Annotated in this window: 17 protein-coding genes; 11 read left to right on the forward strand and 6 right to left on the reverse strand. The window is 64.7% G+C overall.

Translation table 11 applies throughout. From position 1 onward, the window contains the following. Positions 1-38: 38 nt before the first annotated feature. Together ACEOAC_RS08020 and ACEOAC_RS08025 are read left to right on the forward strand one after the other, a co-directional pair. Positions 39-1430, forward strand: coding sequence for a TAXI family TRAP transporter solute-binding subunit (locus ACEOAC_RS08020; RefSeq protein ID WP_241813218.1), 1392 nt, complete (start codon positions 39-41; stop codon positions 1428-1430). Between the two features lie 142 nt (positions 1431-1572). Further along, positions 1573-1803: a hypothetical protein gene (locus ACEOAC_RS08025; protein ID WP_182992628.1), complete on the forward strand. Its 231-nt coding sequence runs from the start codon at positions 1573-1575 to the stop codon at positions 1801-1803. A 58-nt stretch (positions 1804-1861) separates the two neighbouring features. Here the strand turns inward: ACEOAC_RS08025 and ACEOAC_RS08030 are convergent, their stop codons facing one another. Beyond that, positions 1862-3013, reverse strand: coding sequence for an ABC transporter ATP-binding protein (locus ACEOAC_RS08030; RefSeq protein ID WP_413628776.1), 1152 nt, complete (start codon positions 3011-3013; stop codon positions 1862-1864). A 109-nt stretch (positions 3014-3122) separates the two neighbouring features. Between ACEOAC_RS08030 and ACEOAC_RS08035 the strand changes: the two genes are divergently transcribed. Together ACEOAC_RS08035 and gorA are read left to right on the forward strand one after the other, a co-directional pair. Further along, positions 3123-4793 (forward strand): ABC transporter permease, encoded by a 1671-nt coding sequence (locus tag ACEOAC_RS08035; protein WP_413628777.1) that lies wholly within the window; start codon positions 3123-3125, stop codon positions 4791-4793. Positions 4794-4858: 65 nt separating this feature from the next. After that, the gene (gene gorA / locus ACEOAC_RS08040) at positions 4859-6235 is read left to right on the forward strand and encodes a glutathione-disulfide reductase (protein ID WP_413628778.1); all 1377 of its coding nucleotides are present in this window, start codon (positions 4859-4861) and stop codon (positions 6233-6235) included. Positions 6236-6323: 88 nt separating this feature from the next. Here gorA and ACEOAC_RS08045 read toward each other — a convergent pair whose 3' ends face one another. Next, complete coding sequence (locus ACEOAC_RS08045) at positions 6324-7667, reverse strand: phospholipase A (RefSeq protein ID WP_241813222.1); 1344 nt, start codon at positions 7665-7667, stop codon at positions 6324-6326. 437 nt (positions 7668-8104) lie between these two features. Between ACEOAC_RS08045 and ACEOAC_RS08050 the strand changes: the two genes are divergently transcribed. After that, on the forward strand, positions 8105-10192 hold the full coding sequence (locus ACEOAC_RS08050; RefSeq protein ID WP_413445061.1) for a putative bifunctional diguanylate cyclase/phosphodiesterase: 2088 nt from the start codon (positions 8105-8107) through the stop codon (positions 10190-10192). Positions 10193-10400: 208 nt separating this feature from the next. On the opposite strand, the gene ACEOAC_RS08055 is transcribed toward ACEOAC_RS08050, so the two are convergent. The 3 genes from ACEOAC_RS08055 to wrbA form a co-directional block, all read right to left on the reverse strand. Then, positions 10401-11828 (reverse strand): FAD-binding oxidoreductase, encoded by a 1428-nt coding sequence (locus ACEOAC_RS08055; protein WP_413445060.1) that lies wholly within the window; start codon positions 11826-11828, stop codon positions 10401-10403. Positions 11829-11905: 77 nt separating this feature from the next. Then, positions 11906-12298 carry a DUF2069 domain-containing protein gene (locus tag ACEOAC_RS08060; RefSeq protein ID WP_006462731.1) on the reverse strand — a complete coding sequence of 131 codons (393 nt, stop codon included), beginning with the start codon at positions 12296-12298 and terminating at the stop codon, positions 11906-11908. Then, a complete protein-coding gene (gene wrbA / locus ACEOAC_RS08065) occupies positions 12295-12933 on the reverse strand; it encodes an NAD(P)H:quinone oxidoreductase (protein WP_180670559.1) in 639 nt (212 codons plus the stop codon). Before wrbA ends, ACEOAC_RS08060 begins: the two co-directional genes overlap by 4 nt. A 280-nt stretch (positions 12934-13213) precedes the next feature. Between wrbA and ACEOAC_RS08070 the strand changes: the two genes are divergently transcribed. Beyond that, a complete protein-coding gene (locus ACEOAC_RS08070) occupies positions 13214-14566 on the forward strand; it encodes a YihY family inner membrane protein (protein ID WP_413444571.1) in 1353 nt (450 codons plus the stop codon). Positions 14567-14570: 4 nt separating this feature from the next. On the opposite strand, the gene ACEOAC_RS08075 is transcribed toward ACEOAC_RS08070, so the two are convergent. After that, positions 14571-14891, reverse strand: a complete 321-nt coding sequence (locus tag ACEOAC_RS08075; RefSeq protein WP_006462728.1) for a DUF962 domain-containing protein — start codon at positions 14889-14891, stop codon at positions 14571-14573. A gap of 276 nt (positions 14892-15167) precedes the next feature. Between ACEOAC_RS08075 and ACEOAC_RS08080 the strand changes: the two genes are divergently transcribed. The 5 genes from ACEOAC_RS08080 (at position 15168) to leuC (ending at position 21495) form a co-directional block, all read left to right on the forward strand. Then, positions 15168-15629 carry a CBS domain-containing protein gene (locus ACEOAC_RS08080; RefSeq protein ID WP_006462727.1) on the forward strand — a complete coding sequence of 154 codons (462 nt, stop codon included), beginning with the start codon at positions 15168-15170 and terminating at the stop codon, positions 15627-15629. A 167-nt stretch (positions 15630-15796) separates the two neighbouring features. Continuing rightward, positions 15797-17686, forward strand: coding sequence for an MFS transporter (locus ACEOAC_RS08085; protein ID WP_413444572.1), 1890 nt, complete (start codon positions 15797-15799; stop codon positions 17684-17686). An 88-nt stretch (positions 17687-17774) separates the two neighbouring features. Then, the gene (aroC, locus tag ACEOAC_RS08090) at positions 17775-18863 is read left to right on the forward strand and encodes a chorismate synthase (RefSeq protein WP_413444573.1); all 1089 of its coding nucleotides are present in this window, start codon (positions 17775-17777) and stop codon (positions 18861-18863) included. 170 nt (positions 18864-19033) lie between these two features. Then, positions 19034-19855: a M48 family metallopeptidase gene (locus tag ACEOAC_RS08095; protein WP_241813225.1), complete on the forward strand. Its 822-nt coding sequence runs from the start codon at positions 19034-19036 to the stop codon at positions 19853-19855. A gap of 239 nt (positions 19856-20094) precedes the next feature. After that, positions 20095-21495 carry a 3-isopropylmalate dehydratase large subunit gene (leuC, locus tag ACEOAC_RS08100; protein WP_413444574.1) on the forward strand — a complete coding sequence of 467 codons (1401 nt, stop codon included), beginning with the start codon at positions 20095-20097 and terminating at the stop codon, positions 21493-21495. The last annotated feature ends 71 nt before the right edge of the window (positions 21496-21566 follow it).

Consider the following 21566-nt stretch of genomic DNA (forward strand, 5'->3'; position numbering starts at 1 on the left):
GAAGCCCAAAGCGGGGCGGCGCGGCTAGAATAGCGCGCATGCTCAAAGACAAGAAACTCTCCGCCTACGCCCCGTCGGCGACCCGCATCCGGGCGCGCTTCGTGGCCATCTCCTGGCGGGACCTGGCCGTCAGCTTCGGTCCCATCATCCTGCTGATCCTGATCGGCGCCTGGCTGGTGATCTGGCTGATCCGCCCGGCCCCGCCGTCTTCGATCACGATCGCTGCCGGTCCCAAGGACAGCAATTTCTGGCGCGTGGCCGAACGCTACAAGGCCATCCTGGCGCGCGATGGCATCCGCCTCGATATCGTCGAGACCGGGGGCTCGCTGGACAACCTGAAACGCCTGGCCGATCCCGACCAGAGCCTGGACGTCGGCTTCGTGCAGGGCGGCCTGGCCGGCGCGGTACCGGCCGAGGCGCTGGCGCCGCTGGTGTCGCTGGGCAGCATTTCCTATGTGCCGGTGTCGGTGTACTACCGCACGCCGCCGCCGCGCGAGGACGGCAAGCCGGTCCCGCCGCTGCGCCAGCTGTCGGAGCTGGCCGGCAAGCGCATCGCCATCGGCGGTGCCGGTAGCGGTTCCAGCGTGCTGGCCGCGACCCTGCTCAAGGCCAACGGTGTGGAAGAGGGCGGCAGCACCCAGCTGTTGAACATTGGCGGCGATGAGGCGGCCCAGGCGCTGACCGGTGGCAAGATCGATGCGGCCTTCCTGATGGGCGATTCGGTATCGGTGGCGACCATGGGCAAGCTGCTGCGCGCCCCTGGCATCCGCCTGCTGGATTTTTCCCAGGCCGATGCCTATGTGCGGCGCTTCCGCTATCTCAATACCCTGAAGATGCCCATGGGCGTGTTCGACCTGGCGCGCAACCTGCCGGCCCGCGATACCCAGCTGATCGCACCCACGGCCGAACTGGTGGCGCGCGAGGACCTGCATCCGGCACTGTCGGACCTGCTGATCGCGGCCGCCCGCGAAGTGCATGGCAAGGCCAACGTGATGCAGAAGGCGGGGGAATTCCCGGCGCCGCTGGAGCATGAATATCCGATCAGCGACGATGCGGCGCGCTATTACAAGTCCGGCAAGACCTTCTTCTACCGCACCCTGCCGTTCTGGATGGCCAGCCTGGTGGACCGGGCGGTGGTGATCGTGCTGCCGGTGATCCTGCTGCTCATCCCGGGTATCCGCCTGGTGCCGATGCTCTATGGCTGGCGCGTGCGTTCGCGCATCTATCGCTGGTATGGCGAGCTGATCTCGCTGGAACGCGGCTTGTCCCGCGAATCGCCGGAAGAGCAGGCCGAGATGCTCAGGCGCCTGGACGAGATCGAGATCGCGGTGAACCGGATGAAGATGCCGCTGGCCTTTGCCGACCAGTTCTATGTGCTGCGGGAACACATCGGCTTCGTGCGGGCGCGCCTGGCGGCCGGTGTGGCTTAGGCGCCACGGCGGGAAATGCAGGATGGGCCGGCTGTTGTATGCTCGCCATGGTGCATACAGTACTGTATAAAAAATACTGTGTATTCATACAGTGCTTGTGCTAAAGTGAAGCCTCCAATCGACAAGAAGAGGAATCGCTGCCATGACACACTTTGATCTTGCTTCCGACGCTCGCTTCGCTGTTGCATCTTCCAGCCCGTCTTCGCTGGCGATCCGCCTGGGTCGTCGCGAAATCTTCATCTGCCGTGACACTTATGTGCGCCGTTATCGCGTCAATCCGGTGATCGAGTGCAGCGCCGGCATCGAGCCCGGTCATCTGGAAATCCTGCTGCTGCGCCGCTGGCTGGTGGTGCTGTCGAAAGCCCGCTACTGATGCGGCGCGCCCTCGACTGGCTGGTGGTGGATGCGCTGGGCCGGACGGCCTGCGTGGATCAGCGTGTGCCCACTCCAGCACTGGCGGTGCCGGCCTCTGCGCCCGCTGCCAACGACGACTCCATGCTGGGGAAGGTCACCAGATGCGTGACGTCCAGCCTGATGCCTATCCACTCGCCCACCGCGTGATCGTGGTGGGAAGGGACCAGCGACAGCAGTTGCTGCCCGTTCTCCAGCGCCAGCGTGTAGAGAAATTCCGCTCCCCTGAATGATTTGCGAACGACTCTTGCCTTGAAGGGTGAGGCGTCGTCATGCATCACGTCGTCAGCCCGCAGCAGCACGTCCACCTGCGCATTTGCCGGCTGGGGCTGATCGTGCAAGGGCATGCCGCGCAACAGGCCGGCTGCGGTCTGCACTTCGATTTCTCCCTCGCTCCCGTCCCTGCCTGAGGTCGGGGCAGATGTCGGCATCAGTGTTCCCTGCAGCAGCACGCCGTGCCCGATGAAATCGGCCGCGAAGCGGGTGGCCGGGCGGTGATAGAGGGCGTAGGGGCTATCCCACTGTTCCAGGCGGCCTTGCCGCATCACGCCCACCACGTCGGCCACGGCAAAGGCTTCCATCTGGTCGTGCGTGACCATCAGGGCGGTGGTGCCGGTGCGCTTGAGGATGTCGCGCACATCGTGCGCCAGACGTTCGCGCAATTCCACATCCAGGCTGGAAAACGGTTCGTCCAGCAACAGCAGGCGTGGCTGCGGTGCCAGCGCCCGCGCCAGGGCGATGCGTTGCTGCTGGCCGCCGGAAAGCTGGTGCGGGAACTTGCCACCCGAACCCGACAGACCGACCAGCTCCAGCATGGCCGTCACCACCTGTTCACGCTGGCCGCGTGCCATGCCGCGCAGGCCGAAGCCGATATTGGCTGCCACATCCAGATGCGGGAACAACGCGAAATCCTGGAACACCATGCCGATGCGGCGCTCCTCGGCCGCCACCCGGATGCCATCGCCTTCCAGTAGCGCCCCGGCCAGCCGGATGCGGCCGGCCTGTGCCGGCTCCAGCCCGGCCACGGCGCGCAGCAGGCTGGTCTTGCCGCTGCCGGAGGGACCGATGAGCGCACCCAGTTCGCCCGGCTGCAGGCGCAGCGAGACGTCGTCGACGGCGGCGGAGGGAGTACGGGGATAGCGGATGCTGAGGTGCTCGACTTCCAGAAACATGGAGATGCCCGGTGAAATGGTTACAATTCGCGGTTGCCTGAGGGTGTGCAGTGTAGCGCAAGCCCTCGCGTCTTCCACCTGGGTAGTCCATTTTCACCGTTTCCTTGTTATGCATATCATCGGTTTGCTTGCAGTCCTGATCGCCTTGCCGCTGTTGGGCATCCTCGCCGCCTGGTTGGGCCTGGACGCGGCCGGCGTGGACAGCCTGCGCCAGCAGATGCAGACCGTCCTGCCCGGTTACCTGGCCACCTCCGGCTGGCTGGCGCTGATGGTGCCGCTGGGCGTGGTGCTGGTGGGCGGTGCGGCGGCGGTGACGGTGAGCCTGTTCGAATTTCCCGGACGGCGCTGGCTGTCCTGGGCCTTGCTGCTGCCCATGGCAATGCCGGCCTATGTCTCGGCCTATGCTTATACCGATTTCCTGCAATACGCCGGGCTGGTGCAGAGCACGCTGCGCGGCTGGTTCCCGGGCTGGCGCATGGATGTGCGCGGTCTGCCGGGGGCGATCTGCATGTTTGTCTTCACGCTCTATCCCTATGCCTATCTGCTGGCGCGCAATGCGCTGTCCGAACGCGGCAACCATCTGATGGAGGCGGCCCGCATGCTGGGTACGCCGCTGGCCGAGCGCATCGTGCGCGTGGCGCTACCGCTGGCACGGCCGGCACTGGCGGCCGGGGCCGCGCTGGCGCTGATGGAGACGCTGGCGGACTACGGCGTGTCGGCCTATTTCGGCCTGACTACCTTTACCACCGGCATCTACAAGGCCTGGGTGGTGCTGGACGACCGCATCGCGGCGGCCCAGTACGCCTCGCTGCTGTTGCTGTTCGTGGCGGTGCTGCTGTGGCTGGAACGCCGCGAGCAGGGCCGCATGCGCTTTGCCGCCACCCGTGGCGCGCGCAGTGCCGATGCCGCTGACAGCGCCGAGGGCGCGCGCCCGCCGCTGGCAGCCGGCCCGACGGTGCTGGCCTGGCTGGTGTGCGGCTTGCCGGTGGTGGCGGGGTTCCTGCTGCCGGTGGGCATCCTGCTACACCTGTGGTGGGGCGAGGTGGGCCGTGATGCGGACAGTGGGACCAGCGTCGCCTTCGGTCTCGCTCGCTATGCCGGCTGGGTGTGGAACAGTTTCCGCTTCGGGGGCATGGCGGCGCTGGCGGCCATCGTGCTGGCGCTGGCCCTATGCTTTGCGCTACGTGCCGGTGGTCTGCCGCGTCTGCAGGGGGCGATGTTGCGCCTGACGGCGCGGCTGGCCGGCATGGGCTATGCGATTCCCGGATCGGTGATCGCGGTGGGCATCCTGCTGCCGGTGGCCTGGTTGCAGGCGCGGTGGCCGGCCGCCGGTCTGGGTGTGCTGCTCACGGCCAGCTCCCTGGGCGTGGTCTATGCGTATCTGGTACGCTTCACGGCGGTTGCGGTGCAGTCGGTGGAGTCCGGCTATACCCGCATCCCGGTCAGTCTCGATGAAGCGGCGCGTACCCTGGGCAGTTCGCGCGCGGCGATCGCCTGGCGTCTGCACCTGCCCTTGCTGTGGCGTTCGCTGGCGGTGGCGGCGCTGATGGTGTTCGTCGATGTGGTCAAGGAATTGCCGGCGACCCTGCTGTTGCGTCCCTTCGATACCGACACCCTGGCGGTGATCGCGCACAACCTGGCGCGTGACGAGCGCCTGGGCGAAGCGGCGTTGCCGGCGCTGTCCATCGTGCTGGTGGGGCTGGCACCGGTGCTGCTGGTGATGCGCGCGCTGGACGGTCGGCGCCGGGCGCCCTTGCAAAGCGGCAGTACGCCCGCATAACGGTCAGACCGAGCAGATAGAACACGGGCGCCGCCAGGGGGCAGCGTCCATGCAATGGAGAAACCATGAGCCAATACGATTACGACCTCTTCACCATCGGCGGCGGGTCCGGTGGCGTACGCGCTGCGCGCTTCGCCGGCCAGACCGGCGCCCGCGTGGGCCTGGCGGAGAAGGGCGACCTGGGCGGCACCTGCGTCAACGTGGGCTGCATTCCGAAGAAGCTGATGTCCTACAGTGCGCATTACCACGAGGACTTCGCCGACGCCGCCGGCTATGGCTGGACCCTCAACGGCAAGCCCAGCTTCGACTGGTCGGCCCTGATCGCCAACAAGGATCGCGAGATCGCCCACCTCAACGACATCTACCAGCGCCTGCTGGATGGGGCCAACGTCAAGCTGCATCGCGGCTTTGCCACGGTGGAGGATGCGCATACGGTCAACGTCGATGGCCAGCGCTTCACCGCCCGCCACATCCTGGTGGCCACCGGCGGCCATCCGGACAAGCCGCAGATTCCGGGGAGCGAACTGGGGATCACCTCGGATGACTTCTTCCACCTCAAGGGCCTGCCCAGGCGCGCGGTGGTGCTGGGGGGCGGCTATATCGCGGTGGAACTGGCCTCTATCCTCAACGGCCTGGGCAGCGAGGTGACCCTGGTCTATCGCCGCGAGCGCCTGTTGCGCAACATGGATGCCGACCTCGGCGTACACCTGGCCGACGAGATGGCCAAGAAGGGCATCCGCCTGGTCTTCAACGCCAGCATCGATGCCATCGAAGCCGAGGATGCCGCAGGAGCCACGGAGGACAGCGTCAAGCAGGTGCGCCTGACCAATGGCGAGACCCTGCAGGCCGAGTGCGTGCTGTTCGCCACCGGCCGCACGCCCAATACGGGCCGGCTGGGGCTGGAGAAGGTCGGTATCGCGCTGGCGAAGAACGGCGCCATTCCGGTCAACGACAACTTCGAGAGCAGCGTGCCCTCCATCCTGGCCGTGGGCGATGTCATCGACCGCGTGGCGCTCACCCCGGTGGCGCTGGCCGAAGCCATGGTGGTGGTGGCGCGCCTGTTCGGAAAGGGCGAGCGCAGCATGTCCTACCGCAACATCCCCACCGCTGTCTTCAGCCATCCCAACATCGGCACCGTGGGCATGAGCGAGGAAGAGGCCAGGAAGGAAGTGGGCGCGGTGAAGATCTTCAAGACCGATTTCAAGCCGCTCAAGAACACGCTTTCGCGCAATACTGAACGAACCTTCATGAAGCTGGTGGTCGATGCCGCCAGTGACCGGGTGCTGGGCGTGCACATGGTGGGCGGCGACGCCGGCGAAGTGATCCAGGGTTTCGCCGTGGCCCTGCAGTGTGGTGCCACCAAGGCGCAGTTCGATACCACCATCGGCATCCATCCGACCTCGGCCGAGGAGTTCGTCACCATGCGCACGCCGGTGGCCTGACGCGCGACCCAGGTCCGCTGCAACAATGAACAACGGGGATGCAGTGCATCCCCGTTGTGCTTTTACCGGCCAGTGCTCGGGCCCGGTCCTATCGCCACAAGGCGTAGCCGATGCGCAGTTGCGGGCTGTCCTTCTGGTTGTAGGTCAGCAGGCTTTCGCCGTAGCCGGAGAAGTAGCTGGCCATCAGGTAGCCGGCGGTGCCAGGCAGCAGGCGCGAGAGCGGATAGGAAATCTGCGTCTCGGCGCTGTACTTGCCGCCCAGCCTGCCCTTGCGCAGCATGGTCGCCACTTCCACCCCGTCCGGTTTGCCATAGGCCAGCTTCAGGTCCAGGTGGCCGCGGTAGTCGGCGATGTCCGGATTGTCGCGGGTCGGGCCGAGATAGGCGTAGACCTTGGGCGCGACCTTGAAGTGATAGTCGTTGAGGTTGCCGAAGTTGAAGGTCGGTTCGATGAAATAGGTATTGATGCTGCGCGATTCGGGACCGTCGCGGCCATTGGACTCGTGCTCCAGGCCGGTGGCGATGCCGATGCGGCTGAACACGCCGTTCTGGATGCCCAGGTCCGGCAGGTAGTAGTAGAGGCTGGGGCGATAGCTGGTATCGCGGAAGGGCGCGGAAGGCGCCGACAGGTCCCACAGCGAGAACTGGGTGTAGCCCAGGTAGAGATTGTCCAGCAGGCCGCGCGAGCGCGGATCGTCCGGCACGAAGACACGGAACTTGAAGCTGAACTGGAAGCGGGCATTGGTATCGCCGTGGTTATGCCCGACCGTGAAGTACATCGGCTCGTTGAAGGACAGGCGGCGATTATTGGAGAGGATGTCTTCGGCCGCCGGTGCGCTGTCGATGGGCGAGGCATTGGTGCCGGGCGTGAGCACCGTGGCCGAGGGCGCCACCGGGGCCACCTTGCTGCTGGAGTCCGCCAGCGGGGTGTTGATCAGGTCGGGCGACTCCGGCAACGGCCCCAGGCTGGCATCCGGACGCACCACCGCCACCAGCACCGGCGAGGCGTCGATGCCGATCGGTTCGATGCGCACCATGCCGCGCAGGCGTTCCGGCAGCACGCCGCGATAGCGCACCTTGCGAAACTCGCCTTGCCGCAGCGTGAGGCGGTCCTCGCCATCGACCCGCTGCAGGGTGATCTGCTGAGGCGGGATCATGTCGGCCGAGGCTGCCACCAGCAGGGTGGGCGGCAGACTGTAGCTGCGTTCGGCCTGTTCGTCCTCAGACACCAGCAGCGTCAGTTCCAGGGGTTTGCTGGCATCGATGCGCTTGGGTGGCTGCACCATGGAGATGCCGGCCTGGGCCGGGCTGCACCAGAGCAGCGGTGCGCCGATGCCACACAAAGCCAGGGCAATCAGGCGGGAAGTGCGTTTCCAGCGTGGGGTCAGGCAGTTTTTCCGATGGCGCGGACGGGTTTGGGGTAAGCTCAGCATGATGTCCTTGTTGTCGATTTGTTGTGTTTTGTTTTCATTTTGCATGTTGTCTTGCTGCGCGGGCGGGCCGGGGAGGCCAGCGCCCTCCAGAAAAAACGGGAAACAGGGACGCAAAGGCTGGCCGGCAGGCGCACTGCAGTGAGAACAGATCGGTTGCGCCCGATAAAGTTGCCAATCACATGCGGATCAGCTGCCGATAGCTTGCAGCTTGTTACTCAAGAGCTGAGAAGGGTCATCGAAAGATATCAGTGTGACAACGGGTATTTCCTGATTGTGGGACAATGCTGCGCCTTCTAAGCTTGGTTCCATGGGCATACTGGGTCACTGATATCGGCTGCTAGCTCCTGATATTGACTGAATTTCCCTGATCTTCCCGGTTGTCTTCCGTGATTTTCGTCCTGTTCCTGTCCTGATACTGATACGCCGTACCGTTCGCCATGCTCATCGCCACCTACGACAAGTTGCTGGTTGTCGTCTCACTGCTGGTTGCCATCCTCGCCTCCTATACGGCGCTGGACATGGCCGAGCGTATCAATACCACCAGCAACCAGCATCCGCGCGTGGCCCGCTTCTGGCTGACCGGCGGCGCCATCGCCATGGGTGTAGGGATCTGGTCCATGCACTTCATCGGCATGCTGGCCTTCCGCCTGCCGATCGCCCTGGGTTATGACGCGTGGATCACGGCGGTATCGCTGTTGATCGCCATCGGCACCTCCGGCTTTGCGCTGTGGATCGTCACCCGCAGGGACCTGCCCCTGCGGCGCCTGTTCGGCAGTGCGCTGCTGATGGGGGTGGGCATCGCCGGCATGCACTATACCGGCATGGCCGCCATGCGCATGCAACCGGGCATCGATTATGACGTGGCGCTGTTCGTGGTGTCGGTATTCATCGCCATCGCGGCCTCGGCTGCGGCCTTGTGGATCGCCTTCAGCCTGCGCAAGAATACGCCGCATGTGAAGGCCGCGCGCGCCGGTGCTTCGGTGGTGATGGGCGTGGCCATCGTCGGCATGCATTACACCGGCATGGCGGCGGCCAGTTTCCCCAGTGGCTCGGTCTGCATGTCGGCGCGCGAAGGCGTGGGCATCGGCTGGCTGGCAATCCTGATCATCGTGGTCACGCTGGCGGTGCTGACGATTGCCTTGCTGACCTCGGTGCTGGACGCACGACTGGAGTCGCGTACCGCCAAGCTGGCCCGCTCGCTGGCCGAGGCCAATGAAGAACTGACACAGATGGTGCTGCACGACCATCTCACCAAGCTGCCCAACCGCACCCTGCTGGAAGACCGCCTGACCCAGGCGATCAACAAGGCCGCCCGCAGCAACGGCCATTTCGCGCTGATGTTCATGGATCTGGACGGCTTCAAGGCCATCAACGATTCGCTGGGTCACCATGTGGGCGACCGCCTGCTGGTGGAGGTGGCGCGCCGTCTCACGGCCACCACCCGCGCCCACGATACGGTGGCGCGCCTGGGCGGGGACGAGTTCGTGATCCTGGTCGACCTGACGCTGCCCGATGACGCCATGCCGGTGGCCGAGAAGCTGGTGGAGGCGGTCAACCAGCCCTTCCGTGTGGGCGAGCACGAGTTGCGGGTCTCGGCCAGCATCGGCATCGCCATCTATCCGGAAGACGGCAATACCCGTCACGACCTGGTCATCAACGCCGATGCCGCGATGTACCACACCAAGCGCGCCGGTCGCAACGGCTACAACTTCTTCGAGCCTTCGATGAATGCCAATGCCCACCATCAACTGCAGTGGCTGCAGGACCTGCGGGTGGCGCTGGAGCGCAAGCAGTTCCGGCTGGTCTACCAGCCCAAGTTCAGCCTGCCCGATGGCCCGGTGCTGGGCGCCGAGGCGCTGCTGCGCTGGCAGCATCCCGAACGTGGCCTGGTGGGGCCGGATGAATTCATCGGCCTGGCCGAACGCTCCGGACTGATCATCCCCATCGGTGCCTGGGTGCTGGACGAGGCCTGTCGCCAGATGCATGAGTGGCTGACCCTGGGCTATGCCGACTGGAAGATCTCCGTGAACCTGTCGGCAGTGCAATTTGCCGATCCGCATCTGGTGGAGGTGGTGCGCGCCGCGCTGGAACGCCATCAGCTGCCGCCGCAGAGCCTGACGCTGGAAGTCACCGAATCGACCGCCATGCACGATACCGAGGCCAGCCTGCTGACCCTGCAGAAGATTGCCGACCTGGGGGTGGAGATTTCCATCGATGACTTCGGGACCGGCTATTCCAGCCTGTTGTACCTGAAGCGCCTGCCGGCCAATGAATTGAAGATCGATCGCGGCTTCGTGCGTGATCTCAGCGACGGCACCGAGGATGCGGCCATCGTCTCGGCCATCGTGGCCCTGGGACGCACGCTGAACCTGCGCATCGTGGCCGAGGGCGTGGAGACCGAACGGCAGCAGCAATTCCTCGCATCGGTGGGCTGCGATGCCCTGCAGGGCTATCTCAGGGGGCGGCCGATGGCGCCCGACCTGTTCCTGCAGACCATGCGCGAGCAGCACAAGAGCGCGGCCTGATCGGCCTGCTCCGTCTGATCCGGGAAATTGGCCGTGGCATTGCTCGCTATTCTTCGGATTGCCACGTAGCGCGAGATGCAAAGATGACCACATAGGGAAACCTTGCTGCGGCAAGCGTTTCAGGCAGGCTCCTGAGGGGGAGGTTGGGGCGGACGGCTCGTGATAGCGTCCGTCCCTTTTTGTTTGCCGGCCCGTACTGCCCTGGCGGCTATAGCACCTTGCCCGGATTCATCAGCTGCTGCGGGTCCAGGGCCTGCTTGATGGCGCGCATGAGCCGCAGTTCCACCGGCGACTTGTAGCGCAGGATTTCCTCGCGCTTGAGCGCACCCAGTCCGTGTTCGGCCGAGATCGAGCCACCGAAGCGGTCCACGCTGTCATGCACCACCAGGTTGATGGCTGACTGCTGGCCGAGGAATGCGCTATCGGCCACGCCCACCGGTGGCGAGACGTTGTAGTGGAGGTTGCCATCGCCCAGGTGGCCGAAGGTCACCATGCGGCAGCCGGGCGCGGCCTGCTGCACCAGTACGTCGGTGGTGGCGATGAAGTCGGCGATGCGCGAGATCGGCACCGAGATGTCGTGCTTGATGTTCTTGCCTTCGTGCGCCTGCGCCATGGAGATGCTTTCACGCAATTGCCACAGTGCCCGCGATTGCGCCAGCGAGGCGGCGATCACGGCATCGTTGGCCAGGGCATGTTCCAGGGCGTCGCCGATGACGCTTTCGAAGAGGGCGCGGGCGTGCTCTTCTGATTCGCTGTCCGACAGTTCCAGCAGGACGTATTGCGCATGCCGCTGGGCGAAGGGCAGGCGCTGCTCGGGGAAGTGCTTGCAGACCAGCTGCAGGCAGAAGTCCGACATCAGTTCGAAGCCGGTCAGTGCCGACGCACAGCGTGACTGCGCCAGTTGCAGCAGCTGCAGGGCCTGGGCCGGGGTATCCAGCGCCACCAGTGCCGTTACCTGCGCCAGCGGTTGCGGGAAGAGCTTGACCACGGCGGCGGTGATGATGCCCAGCGTACCTTCGGCACCGATGAAGAGGTCGCGCAGGTCGTAGCCGGTATTGTCCTTGCGCAAGCCCTTCAGGCTGCTCATCACCTCGCCCTCGGCGGTGACCACTTCCAGACCCAGGCACAGTTCGCGGGTATTGCCATAGCGCAGCACGCCGGTGCCGCCGGCATTGGTGGAGAGGTTGCCGCCGATGGTGCAACTGCCCTCGGCCGCCAGCGACAGCGGGAACAGGCGCCCCACGGCAGCAGCCTGCTCCTGCAGATGCTGCAGCACGCAGCCGGCTTCCACGGTCATCGTATTGTTGATCGGGTCGACGGCGCGGATGCGGTTGAGCCGCCGCAGCGACAGCAGCACCGCATTGCCCTGCTGGTCCGGCACGCTGCCCAGCACCAGGCCGGTGTTGCCGCCTTGCGGTACCAGTGGCACCGCATAGTGCGCACACAGCTTGACGATGGAAACCACCTCGCTGGTATCGGCCGGACGCAGCACGGCCAGGGCACGGCCGGTGTAGCGGCCGCGCTGGTCGGTCAGGTAGCCGCCGGTGTCGGCCGGTTCGGTGAGGACATGTGCGGCGCCGATGGCGGCGCGGCAGGCGGCGAGGAATTCAGTGGTGGTGTCGGTCATGGCGGTCATGGCAACAGGTGCGCGCCGCCACCGGGGCGGCGCGTCGTATTGGAGCGGATTGGAGCAACTGATCGCGTTGGCGAAGATCAGCGCGAGGCCTTGTGGATGGCCTGGCGGGCGATTTCCTTGGCGGCCTTCTTGAAGGGGTGCAGGTAGGCCAGCGCGCAGATGAAATAGATCGTGGTCAATGCCACCTCGACCCAGGCCAGCCAGACCGAGGTGTGGTTGGCGTCGCTGGTGGCGCGTACCAGGCCCTCGGCCAGGTAGACCAGAATCAGCATGGATGACCATTGCAGGGTATAGACGTCGCGCTTGAGGATGCCGCGCAGGGGCAGCAGCAGCGGCACCACCTTGAGCACCATCCACGAGCCGCCCGGGCGCAGCGGCGCCAGCGCCAGTTCCCATGCCACACAGAGCAGGATCAGGACGACCAGGCTGGAACTGGCTCCCAGGTGGAAATAGCGCGCGCTGCTGTTCATGATGGTCTCCGAAGTTTTAGTGCAGTTTCTGCCAGCCGTTTGCCCAGCGCGATGGCCAGGGTACGCGAGTCGTCCGACAGTGGCTGGTTGCCGTTGACGCCCGCCCAGTGACTGGCGCCGTAGGGGCTGCCGCCGCTGTGGGTATTCATCAGTTCGGGATGCGCATAGGGCAGGCCCAGCAACAGCATGCCGTGATGCAGCAGGGGAATCATCATGGTCAGCAGCGTCGACTCCTGGCCGCCATGCAGGCTGCCGGTGGAGGTGAACACGCAGGCCGGCTTGCCGGTCAGGGTGCCGGAGAGCCATTGCGGCGAGGTACCGTCCCAGAAATACTTCATGGCCGCGGCCATGTTGCCAAAGCGCGTGGGCGAGCCCAGGGCCAGGCCGTCGCACTGCGCCAGGTCGGCCGCTTCCACATAGGGCGCGCCAGAGCTGGGGACGTCCGGCTCCACGGCCTCGGTGACGGTGGAGACCGCCGGCACGGTGCGCAGCCGGGCATCGCAGCCGGGGACGCTTTCCACGCCCTGGGCGATCAGTTCGGCCAGCTTGCGGGTGGCGCCATGGCGCGAATAGTAGAGCACCAGGATGGTGGCGTTGGAGGGAGCGTTCACGGAAGAGGGGGAGGAACTGGTCATCATGTGACTTATTATATTTCCGTTTTTTTCCTCCCAGCGTGAGGGAAAAAGAGAGAAATCTCCTCGACTGCTGCCTTTTGCTGCGCATCATTGAGGTCATAACTGCAACTTTAGGATGCAGCTTCGATTTTTGCGGGATTTTGCCGGCGGCTTGGGCGATAATCGCCAAACTTGTCATCCCGCCGCCTGTCGGCGGGAAAGAACCCGGGTGTGGCGCTGTTGCTTGCCGTCACCCCATGAAGTCGAACCGATGCCCTCTTTGCGTTTTCCCTTTTCCCGTATGCGTGGTCTGTCCCGAGAACAGTTGAGCGATCTGTTGCGCTTCGCCGGCCGGCGACTGCGCGAGGATCGCCTGCCCCAGGTGGCCGGCAGCCTGACGTTTACCACGATCCTCTCGCTGGTGCCGGTGCTGACCATCGCGCTGGCGCTGTTTACGGCCTTCCCGCTGTTCTCGACCTTCCGCGCTTCGCTGGAAGCCTATTTCGTCGAGAACCTCATGCCCAAGGGGGTGGCCAATACCATCCTGGGCTACCTGAACCAGTTCGCGGCCAAGTCGGCACGCATTTCAGCGGTGGGCGGGGTGGTGCTGATCCTGACCTCGGTGCTGACCATGTCCACCATCGAGAGCGTGTTCAACCAGATCTGGCGGGTCAAGAAGTCGCGTCCGCTGGTGCAGCGGGTGCTGGTGTACTGGGCCATCATCACCTTGGGTCCGCTCTTGATCGGGGTGTCCATCAGCGTGACCTCCTACCTCTCCAGCGCCACCGGTGGTGCGGTCAAGAGCCTGCCGTGGCTGGGCGCGGGTTTCTATACCCTGGTCTCGCTGATGTTTTCGACGCTGGCCTATACGCTGCTCTACAGCACCGTACCCAACCAGACCGTGGACTGGCGCGACGCCCTGGCCGGCGGCTTGCTTGCCGGTGTCGGCCTGGAAATCGCCAAGCGCCTCTTCGCGGTCTACATCATGCAGTTCCCGACCTACACCATGGTCTATGGCACGGTGGCGGTGCTGCCGATCTTCCTGGTGTGGATCTACATGATGTGGATGATCACCCTGTTTGGCGCCCTGCTGACGGCGGCGCTGCCGGTGGTGCGCTACGAGCGCTGGTGGCATGTGGCCTCGCCGGGGGCGGAGTTCATCGATGCGGTGAAGGTCCTGAAATTCCTGCATGCGGCCCGCGTGGGGGTGGAGTCGGCGGTGGTGAGCATGGATGAGGTGCGTCGCGCCACGCGGCTGGGGCTGGGCGAATTGCAACAGTTGCTGAGCCGGATGAGTGAAGAAGGCTGGGTGGCCTCGGTCAAGCCGGAGACCAGCCGCCGCACCGGCTGGAACCGCCGCATCACCGATGACATGGACCGCTGGACGCTGGTGGCCAACCCCAGCACGATCCGGCTGGCCCAGGTGTATCGGCTGTTCGTGTTCGATCCCGCGGTGCTGGCGCAGGCGGGCGACGAGGAGGCGCTGGTGAGGCGGGTGGAAGACGCCATCGACGGCGTGCTCGGCCAATCACTGGATGACTACTGCGGCCCCGCAGGCATTGCCAGCGCCGATGCGCAGGCGCAGAGCACCGTGGCTGCCATGCCCTATGCCGCCGTGCCGCTGGATGAGCGGCGCCGCATGTGGGAGCGCTGAGCGCTCAGAACGAGACCTGCCCGGTCAGCATCTGCCAGTACATGACCCAGTCGCCCATGAAGGAATACAGGGGATGGCGGAAGGTGGCCGGCTGGTTCTTCTCCACCATGAAATGCCCGACCCAGGCAAAGCCGTAACCACAGAACAGGGCCACCGCCAGCCACCACCACTGGTGGGTGATGAGCAGCAGCAACAGGCTCAGCAGTGCCAGCGTCGACCCCAGGAAGTGCAACTGCCGGTTGACCCGGTGCGCATGTTCGCTCAGGTAGGTCGGATAGAACTCGCTGAAGCTGGCGTAGTGTCGGTCGGGCAGGGTGGCGGCCATGGGCTTCTCCAGGTGATCCTGACGATTCCAGCTTAGTCAGCGCAGCGCGCATATGCAAACCTTGTGCTGAAGCAAGCTTCGCATGATTGCTGGAAATACTGCATGGCAGCGCGATTGCCGGTTGCCCAAAGGGCGCGCTTGACCGTACCATGTGCATGCATCGCGCCCCCGCCAGCGGCGGCATCCAGGATCAGTTATCCTGTTGCCCCCATGAATTGGATTTTCCGGGCGTCATCGCCTACAGTCAAAACAGCTTCATACAACTAGGACGACATCATGAAAGTCTCTGAAATCCTCAAGGTCAAAGGCAACATTCTCTTCACCGTCACGCCGGACACCCCGATTCAGGAGGCGGTCGCCGCGATGGCAGAGAAAGACATCGGCTCGCTGGTGGTCATGGAATATGGCGACCTGGTCGGCATGCTGACCTTCCGCGAAGTGCTGCTGACGCTGCACAAGAACGGCGGCGCCCTGGGTGGCTCGACCGTGCGCAAGCACATGAACGACGCCCCCATCACCGTCACCCCCGATACCGATCTGAACGAAGTGCGCCGCATCATGCTGGAAAAGCACGCACGCTACGTGCCCGTGATGGAAGCGCGCACCGTGCTGGGCGTGATGTCCTTCTACGACGTGGCCAAGGCCGTGCTGGATGCGCAAGGCTTCGAGAACAAGATGCTCAAGGCCTACATCCGCGACTGGCCGGCCGAGGAAGAAGAGCGCGAAGGCAACGCCTGAGCGTCGCTGTCGCGGTTGCCGTTTCCTGCGCTGACGCCGCCTGCCACCGCAGGCGGCCTGGTCCTGACCGTTCCTGCTGGAGCGGTTTTTTATTGTCCATTGAGGTTGTTGTCATTTCGGCCCGGCCTGCGTAGGCTGCGCGTTCCGTTTCCCTGACCTGATTGCCCATGCAAAAGAACAGCCAGTTCTCGCTTTTCTCCCAACGGCGTTTCGCTCCCTTCTTCTGGACCCAGTTCCTGGGCGCGCTCAACGACAATGTCTTCAAGACCGCGCTGCTGACCATCCTCACCTATGACGCCCTGTCCTGGACCGAGATGGATCCGGGCCTGCTCAACAACCTGATTCCGGGTTTGTTCATCCTGCCGTTCTTCCTGTTCTCGGCCACCTCCGGCCAGTTGGCGGACAAGCTGGAAAAGGGCCGCGTGGCGCGTTTCGTGAAGCTGCTGGAAATCGTCATCATGGGCATCGCCGCCTATGGCTGGATGACGCACCACCTGTGGCTGCTGATTGCGGCGGTGGTCGGCATGGGCATCCATTCCACCCTGTTCGGGCCGGTCAAGTATGCCTACCTGCCGCAGCAGTTGAAGCGGGAGGAACTGATCGGCGGCAATGGCCTGATCGAGATGGGGACCTTCGTCGGCATCCTGCTGGGGGAAATCCTGGGCGCGGTGCTGGTGGTGCACAAGCCCTGGGGGCTGCACCTGGTGGCTGGCGTGACCATCGGCATTGCCGTGCTGGGCTGGCTGGCCAGCCTGCGCATTCCACTCTCGCCGGCCCCGGCGCCGGAGCTGAGGGTGAACTGGAATCCTTTCACGGAAACGGTGCGCAATCTCGGTTTCTCGCGCCGCAACCGGCCGGTGTTCCTCTCCTTGCTGGGCAATTCCTGGTTCTGGTTCTATGGCGCCATCATGCTGGCGCAATTCCCTGTCTATGCGAAGAACTACCTGCACGGCGACCACAGCGTCTTCGTGCTGCTGCTGGCGGTGTTCTCGGTGGGCATCGGCGTGGGTTCGCTGCTGTGCGAGCGGCTGTCGGGCCACAAGGTGGAAATCGGGCTGGTGCCCTTCGGCTCCATCGGCCTGTCGGTCTTCGGGCTGGAGCTGTATTTTGCCAGCCAGGCCTACGTGACGCCGGCGGCGATGCTGGACCTGGGCGGTTTCCTGGCGCATGGCGGCAGCTGGCGCATCCTCGGTGATTGCCTGGGCATCGGCCTGTTCGGCGGGCTCTACATCGTGCCGCTGTTTGCGCTGATCCAGACCCGCTGCGATCCGGCCCACGTCTCGCGCACCATCGCCGGGATGAACATCATGAATTCGCTGTTCATGGTGGTGTCGGCGCTGGTGGCCATGGTCATGCTGAAATCAGGGATGACGATTCCGCAGATCTTCCTGGCTACGGCCATCATGAACGGCGTGGTGGCGGTCTACATCTTCTCGCTGGTGCCGGAATTCCTGATCCGCTTCCTGGCCTGGCTGTTGATCCATACCTTCTACCGGGTGCGCATCGTCAATGGCCAGGCCATTCCCGACCAGGGCGCGGCGGTGCTGGTGTGCAACCATGTGAGCTATGTCGACGCCATCGCCATCATGGCGGCCAGCCCCCGCCCGGTGCGCTTCGTGATGGATTACCAGATCTTCCGGATCCCGGTGATGGCCTGGCTGTTCCGCAATGTGCGGGCGATCCCGATTGCACCGGTCAAGGCCGACCCCTGGCTGACCGAGAAGGCCTTCGTCGATATCGCCCAGGCCTTGCACGAGGGTGAATTGGTGTGCATCTTCCCTGAGGGAAAACTGACGCGTGATGGCGAGCTCAACCCCTTCCGGGGCGGCGTGCAGAAGATCATCGACCGCAGCCCGGTGCCGGTGGTGCCGCTGGCCTTGCGCGGCTTGTGGGGTAGCCTGTTCTCGCGCGATCCCAGCAACCCGGTCACGCGCACCTTCCGGCGCGGCTTGTTCTCGCGGCTGGAGCTGGTGGCCGGCGAGCCCATCCCGGCCGAGCAGGTCAGCCCCGAGCTGCTGCAGGAAAAGGTGCGCGAACTGCGCGGCGATTGGAAGTAGGCTGCAGGCGTGGAGGGCGCCGTGGCTCGTCGGCGGCGCCCGGGGCTGGTAAAATCGCGTCTTTCTCCCCTTTTGCGCGAATTCCATCATGTCCGGCAATACCTTCGGCACGCTCTTCACCGTCACCACCTTCGGCGAATCCCATGGCCCGGCCATCGGCTGCGTGATCGATGGCTGCCCCCCGGGCATGACGCTGTCGGAAGCCGATATCCAGCCGGAACTGGATCGTCGTCGGCCTGGTACCTCGCGCCACGTCACCCAGCGCCAGGAGCCCGATACCGTCGAGATTCTCTCCGGTGTCTATGAGGGCAAGACCACCGGTACCCCGATTGCGCTGCTGATCCGCAACCAGGACCAGCGCAGCAAGGACTACGGCAATATCCTCGACACCTTCCGTCCCGGTCATGCCGACTACACCTACTGGCACAAGTACGGCATCCGCGATCCCCGCGGCGGTGGCCGTTCCTCGGCACGCCTGACCGCACCGGTGGTGGGCGCGGCGGCCATCGCCAAGAAGTGGCTGTTCGAGAAGTACGGCACCACCTTCAAGGGGTGCATGAGCCAGCTGGGCGAGATCGCGATCCCCTTCGAATCCTGGGAGCATGTGCCCCACAATCCCTTCTTCGCCGCCAATGCCAGCATCATCGGGCGCCTGGAAGGCTACATGGATGCCCTGCGCAAGGACGGCGACTCCATCGGTGCGCGCATCGACGTGGTGGCGCAGAACGTGCCGGTCGGCCTGGGCGAGCCGCTGTATGACAAGCTGGACGCCGAGATCGCCTTTGCCCTGATGGGTATCAACGCCGTCAAGGGCGTGGAGATCGGTGCCGGCTTCCGTTCGGTGGCGCAGAAGGGGTCCGAGCACGGCGATGCGCTCACGCCGGAAGGCTTCGTCGGCAACAACGCCGGCGGCATCCTGGGCGGCATCTCGACCGGCCAGGACATCACGGCCTCCATTGCCATCAAGCCCACTTCCAGCATCCGCACCCCGCGCCCTTCCATCGACAAGAACGGCCAGCCGATCGCGGTGGAAACCTTCGGTCGCCATGACCCCTGCGTGGGCATCCGCGCCACGCCCATCGCCGAAGCCATGCTGGCCCTGGTGCTGATGGACCACGCCTTGCGCAACCGCGCCCAGTGCGGTGATGTGAAGGTCGATACACCGGCGCTGCGCTGAACCGGGCAGGACCGAGCGCAAGCCGGCCATCGCGCAAGCGGTCGCCGGCTTTTTCCTGCCTGAAACAATTTGCGGCTGTCCGGGTCGAAGCCGCTCACGGTGGGCGGGCGCGTGCAGGCCTGCCCACCGGCTGACCCGGAATCAAGATCAATTATTCAATGGAGGCGGGCATGAAGCTCAAACCTATCATCAAGAACAGTCTGCTGGCCGCAGCCCTGGTGGGCCTGGTGGCATGCGAGACCGTACAGACCACCCAGGGCGGTGCCGTGGGCATCGAGCGCAAGCAGCAGATGCTGGTGTCCTCGGCCGAGATGGAAGCGGCATCCAGCAAGGAATATGCGCAGGTATTGGCCGAGGCCAAGAGCAAGGGCCTGCTCAACCGCAACGCCGCGCAAGTGCAGCGGGTGCGCGCCATCGCCAATCGCCTGATCCCGCAGACCGGGGTGTTCCGCCCCGATGCGCTGAAGTGGAACTGGGAAGTCAATGTCCTGACCTCGGACGAAACCAATGCCTGGTGCATGCCGGGCGGCAAGATCGCGGTCTATACCGGCCTGATCGACAAGCTCAAGATCACTGACGATGAACTGGCCGCCGTGATGGGCCACGAGATCGCCCACGCCCTGCGCGAGCATGCCCGCGAGCGCGCCTCGCAGCAGGTGGTGGCCAATTCGGCCATTTCCATCGGTGCGGCCCTGCTGGGGCTGGGCGACGTGGGCAAGCAGGGTGGCCAGTATCTCTACATGGGCCTGATGGGCTTGCCCAATTCGCGCGCCAACGAGACCGAGGCCGATCGCATCGGCGTGGAACTGGCCGCACGCGGCGGCTACGATCCCAAGGCGGCGGTGACCCTGTGGCAGAAGATGGCCAGCCTGGGAGGGGACGAGCCGATGAAGTTCATGTCCACCCACCCCTCCAGCAGCGAGCGCATTGCCGACCTGACGGTCTATGCGCAGCGCGTCGATCCCTTGTACCAGCAGACCCGCAAGCGCTGAGCGCTGAAGCTCGCTGCAGACGGTATCGCAATCCGGCATGGCCCCGACCGAATGGGGAAATGCCGGATTTTTCATGTGGGCCGCAACTTCTGCGTTTTTTCTGCTGCCTTGCAGCATTATTGCCTGTTGTGGCGACGCGGCGGAAAACACGGCAAGGAGGTCAGACCCTTCGCTTTATGGCATAATCAAAAGCTATTTTTCCCGATCAGCACCCCTTTCCAGTTCCGCCGGACCGCAACATGCTCAAGACGCTCTACGACAAACTCTGGGAGTCGCACGTCGTTCATACGGAAGATGACGGCACCGCCATCCTGTATATCGACCGCCACCTGCTCCATGAAGTGACCAGCCCGCAAGCCTTCGAAGGCCTCAAGCTAGCCGGTCGTCAACCCTGGCGCAATTCGGCCAACCTGATGGTGGCGGACCACAACGTCCCCACCACCGACCGCGCCCACGGCATCGCCGACCCCATCTCGCGCCTGCAGGTGGAGACGCTGGACGGCAACGCCAAGGAATACAACCTGACTTACTTCGGCATGAACGACAAGCGTCAGGGCATCGTGCACGTGATCGGCCCCGAGCAGGGCGCCACGCTGCCAGGCATGACGGTGGTCTGCGGTGACTCGCACACTTCCACCCACGGCGCCTTCGCCGCGCTGGCCCATGGCATCGGCACCTCAGAAGTGGAACACGTGCTGGCCACGCAGACGCTGCTGGCGCGCAAGTCCAAGTCCATGCTGGTCCAGGTCGACGGCGCACTGCCGGCCGGCGTGACCGCCAAGGACATCGTGCTGGCCATCATCGGCAGGATCGGCACGGCCGGTGGTACCGGTTATGCGATCGAATTCGCTGGCTCGACCATCCGCTCGCTGTCCATGGAAGGCCGCATGACGGTCTGCAACATGGCCATCGAAGCCGGTGCCCGTGCCGGCATGGTGGCCTTCGACGACACCACGTTGAACTACCTCAAGGGCCGTCCTTATTCGCCCTCCGGCCCGCACTGGGAGCGCGCCGTGTCCTATTGGCGCACGCTGCATTCCGACCAGGGTGCCAAGTTCGACATGGTGGTCACGCTCAATGCTGCCGACATCAGGCCGCAAGTCACATGGGGCACCTCGCCCGAGATGGTGGTGGCCGTGGATGCCCGCGTCCCCGATCCGGACAAGGAAAAGGATGCCACCAAGCGCGACGGCATGGAAAAGGCCCTGGCCTACATGGCCCTGAAGCCCAATACCCCGATCGAGGATATCCGCATCGACAAGGTCTTCATCGGCTCCTGTACCAATTCCCGCATCGAAGACCTGCGCGAAGCCGCCAAGGTGGTGCGCGGCAAGTTCCGCGCCTCCAACGTCAAGCTGGCGATGGTGGTGCCGGGCTCCGGCCTGGTCAAGGAACAGGCCGAGCGCGAAGGCCTGGACAAGATCTTCCGCGACGCCGGCTTCGAGTGGCGCGAACCGGGCTGCTCCATGTGCCTGGCCATGAACGCCGACCGCCTGGAACCGGGCGAACGCTGCGCCTCGACCTCGAACCGCAACTTCGAAGGCCGTCAGGGCGCCGGTGGCCGTACCCACCTGGTGAGCCCGGCCATGGCCGCGGCGGCCGGCATCGCCGGTCACTTTGTGGATGTGCGCTCGCTGTAAGCGCCGGAAGCGGGCCATGTGGCCCGTCGCTTCAGTTTTTGAACAGAAATCAGGAAGGACTGGGCGGCCGG

The sequence above is a fragment of the Herbaspirillum frisingense genome (genome assembly GCF_047325095.1).
GTDB lineage: Bacteria > Pseudomonadota > Gammaproteobacteria > Burkholderiales > Burkholderiaceae_D > Herbaspirillum > Herbaspirillum frisingense.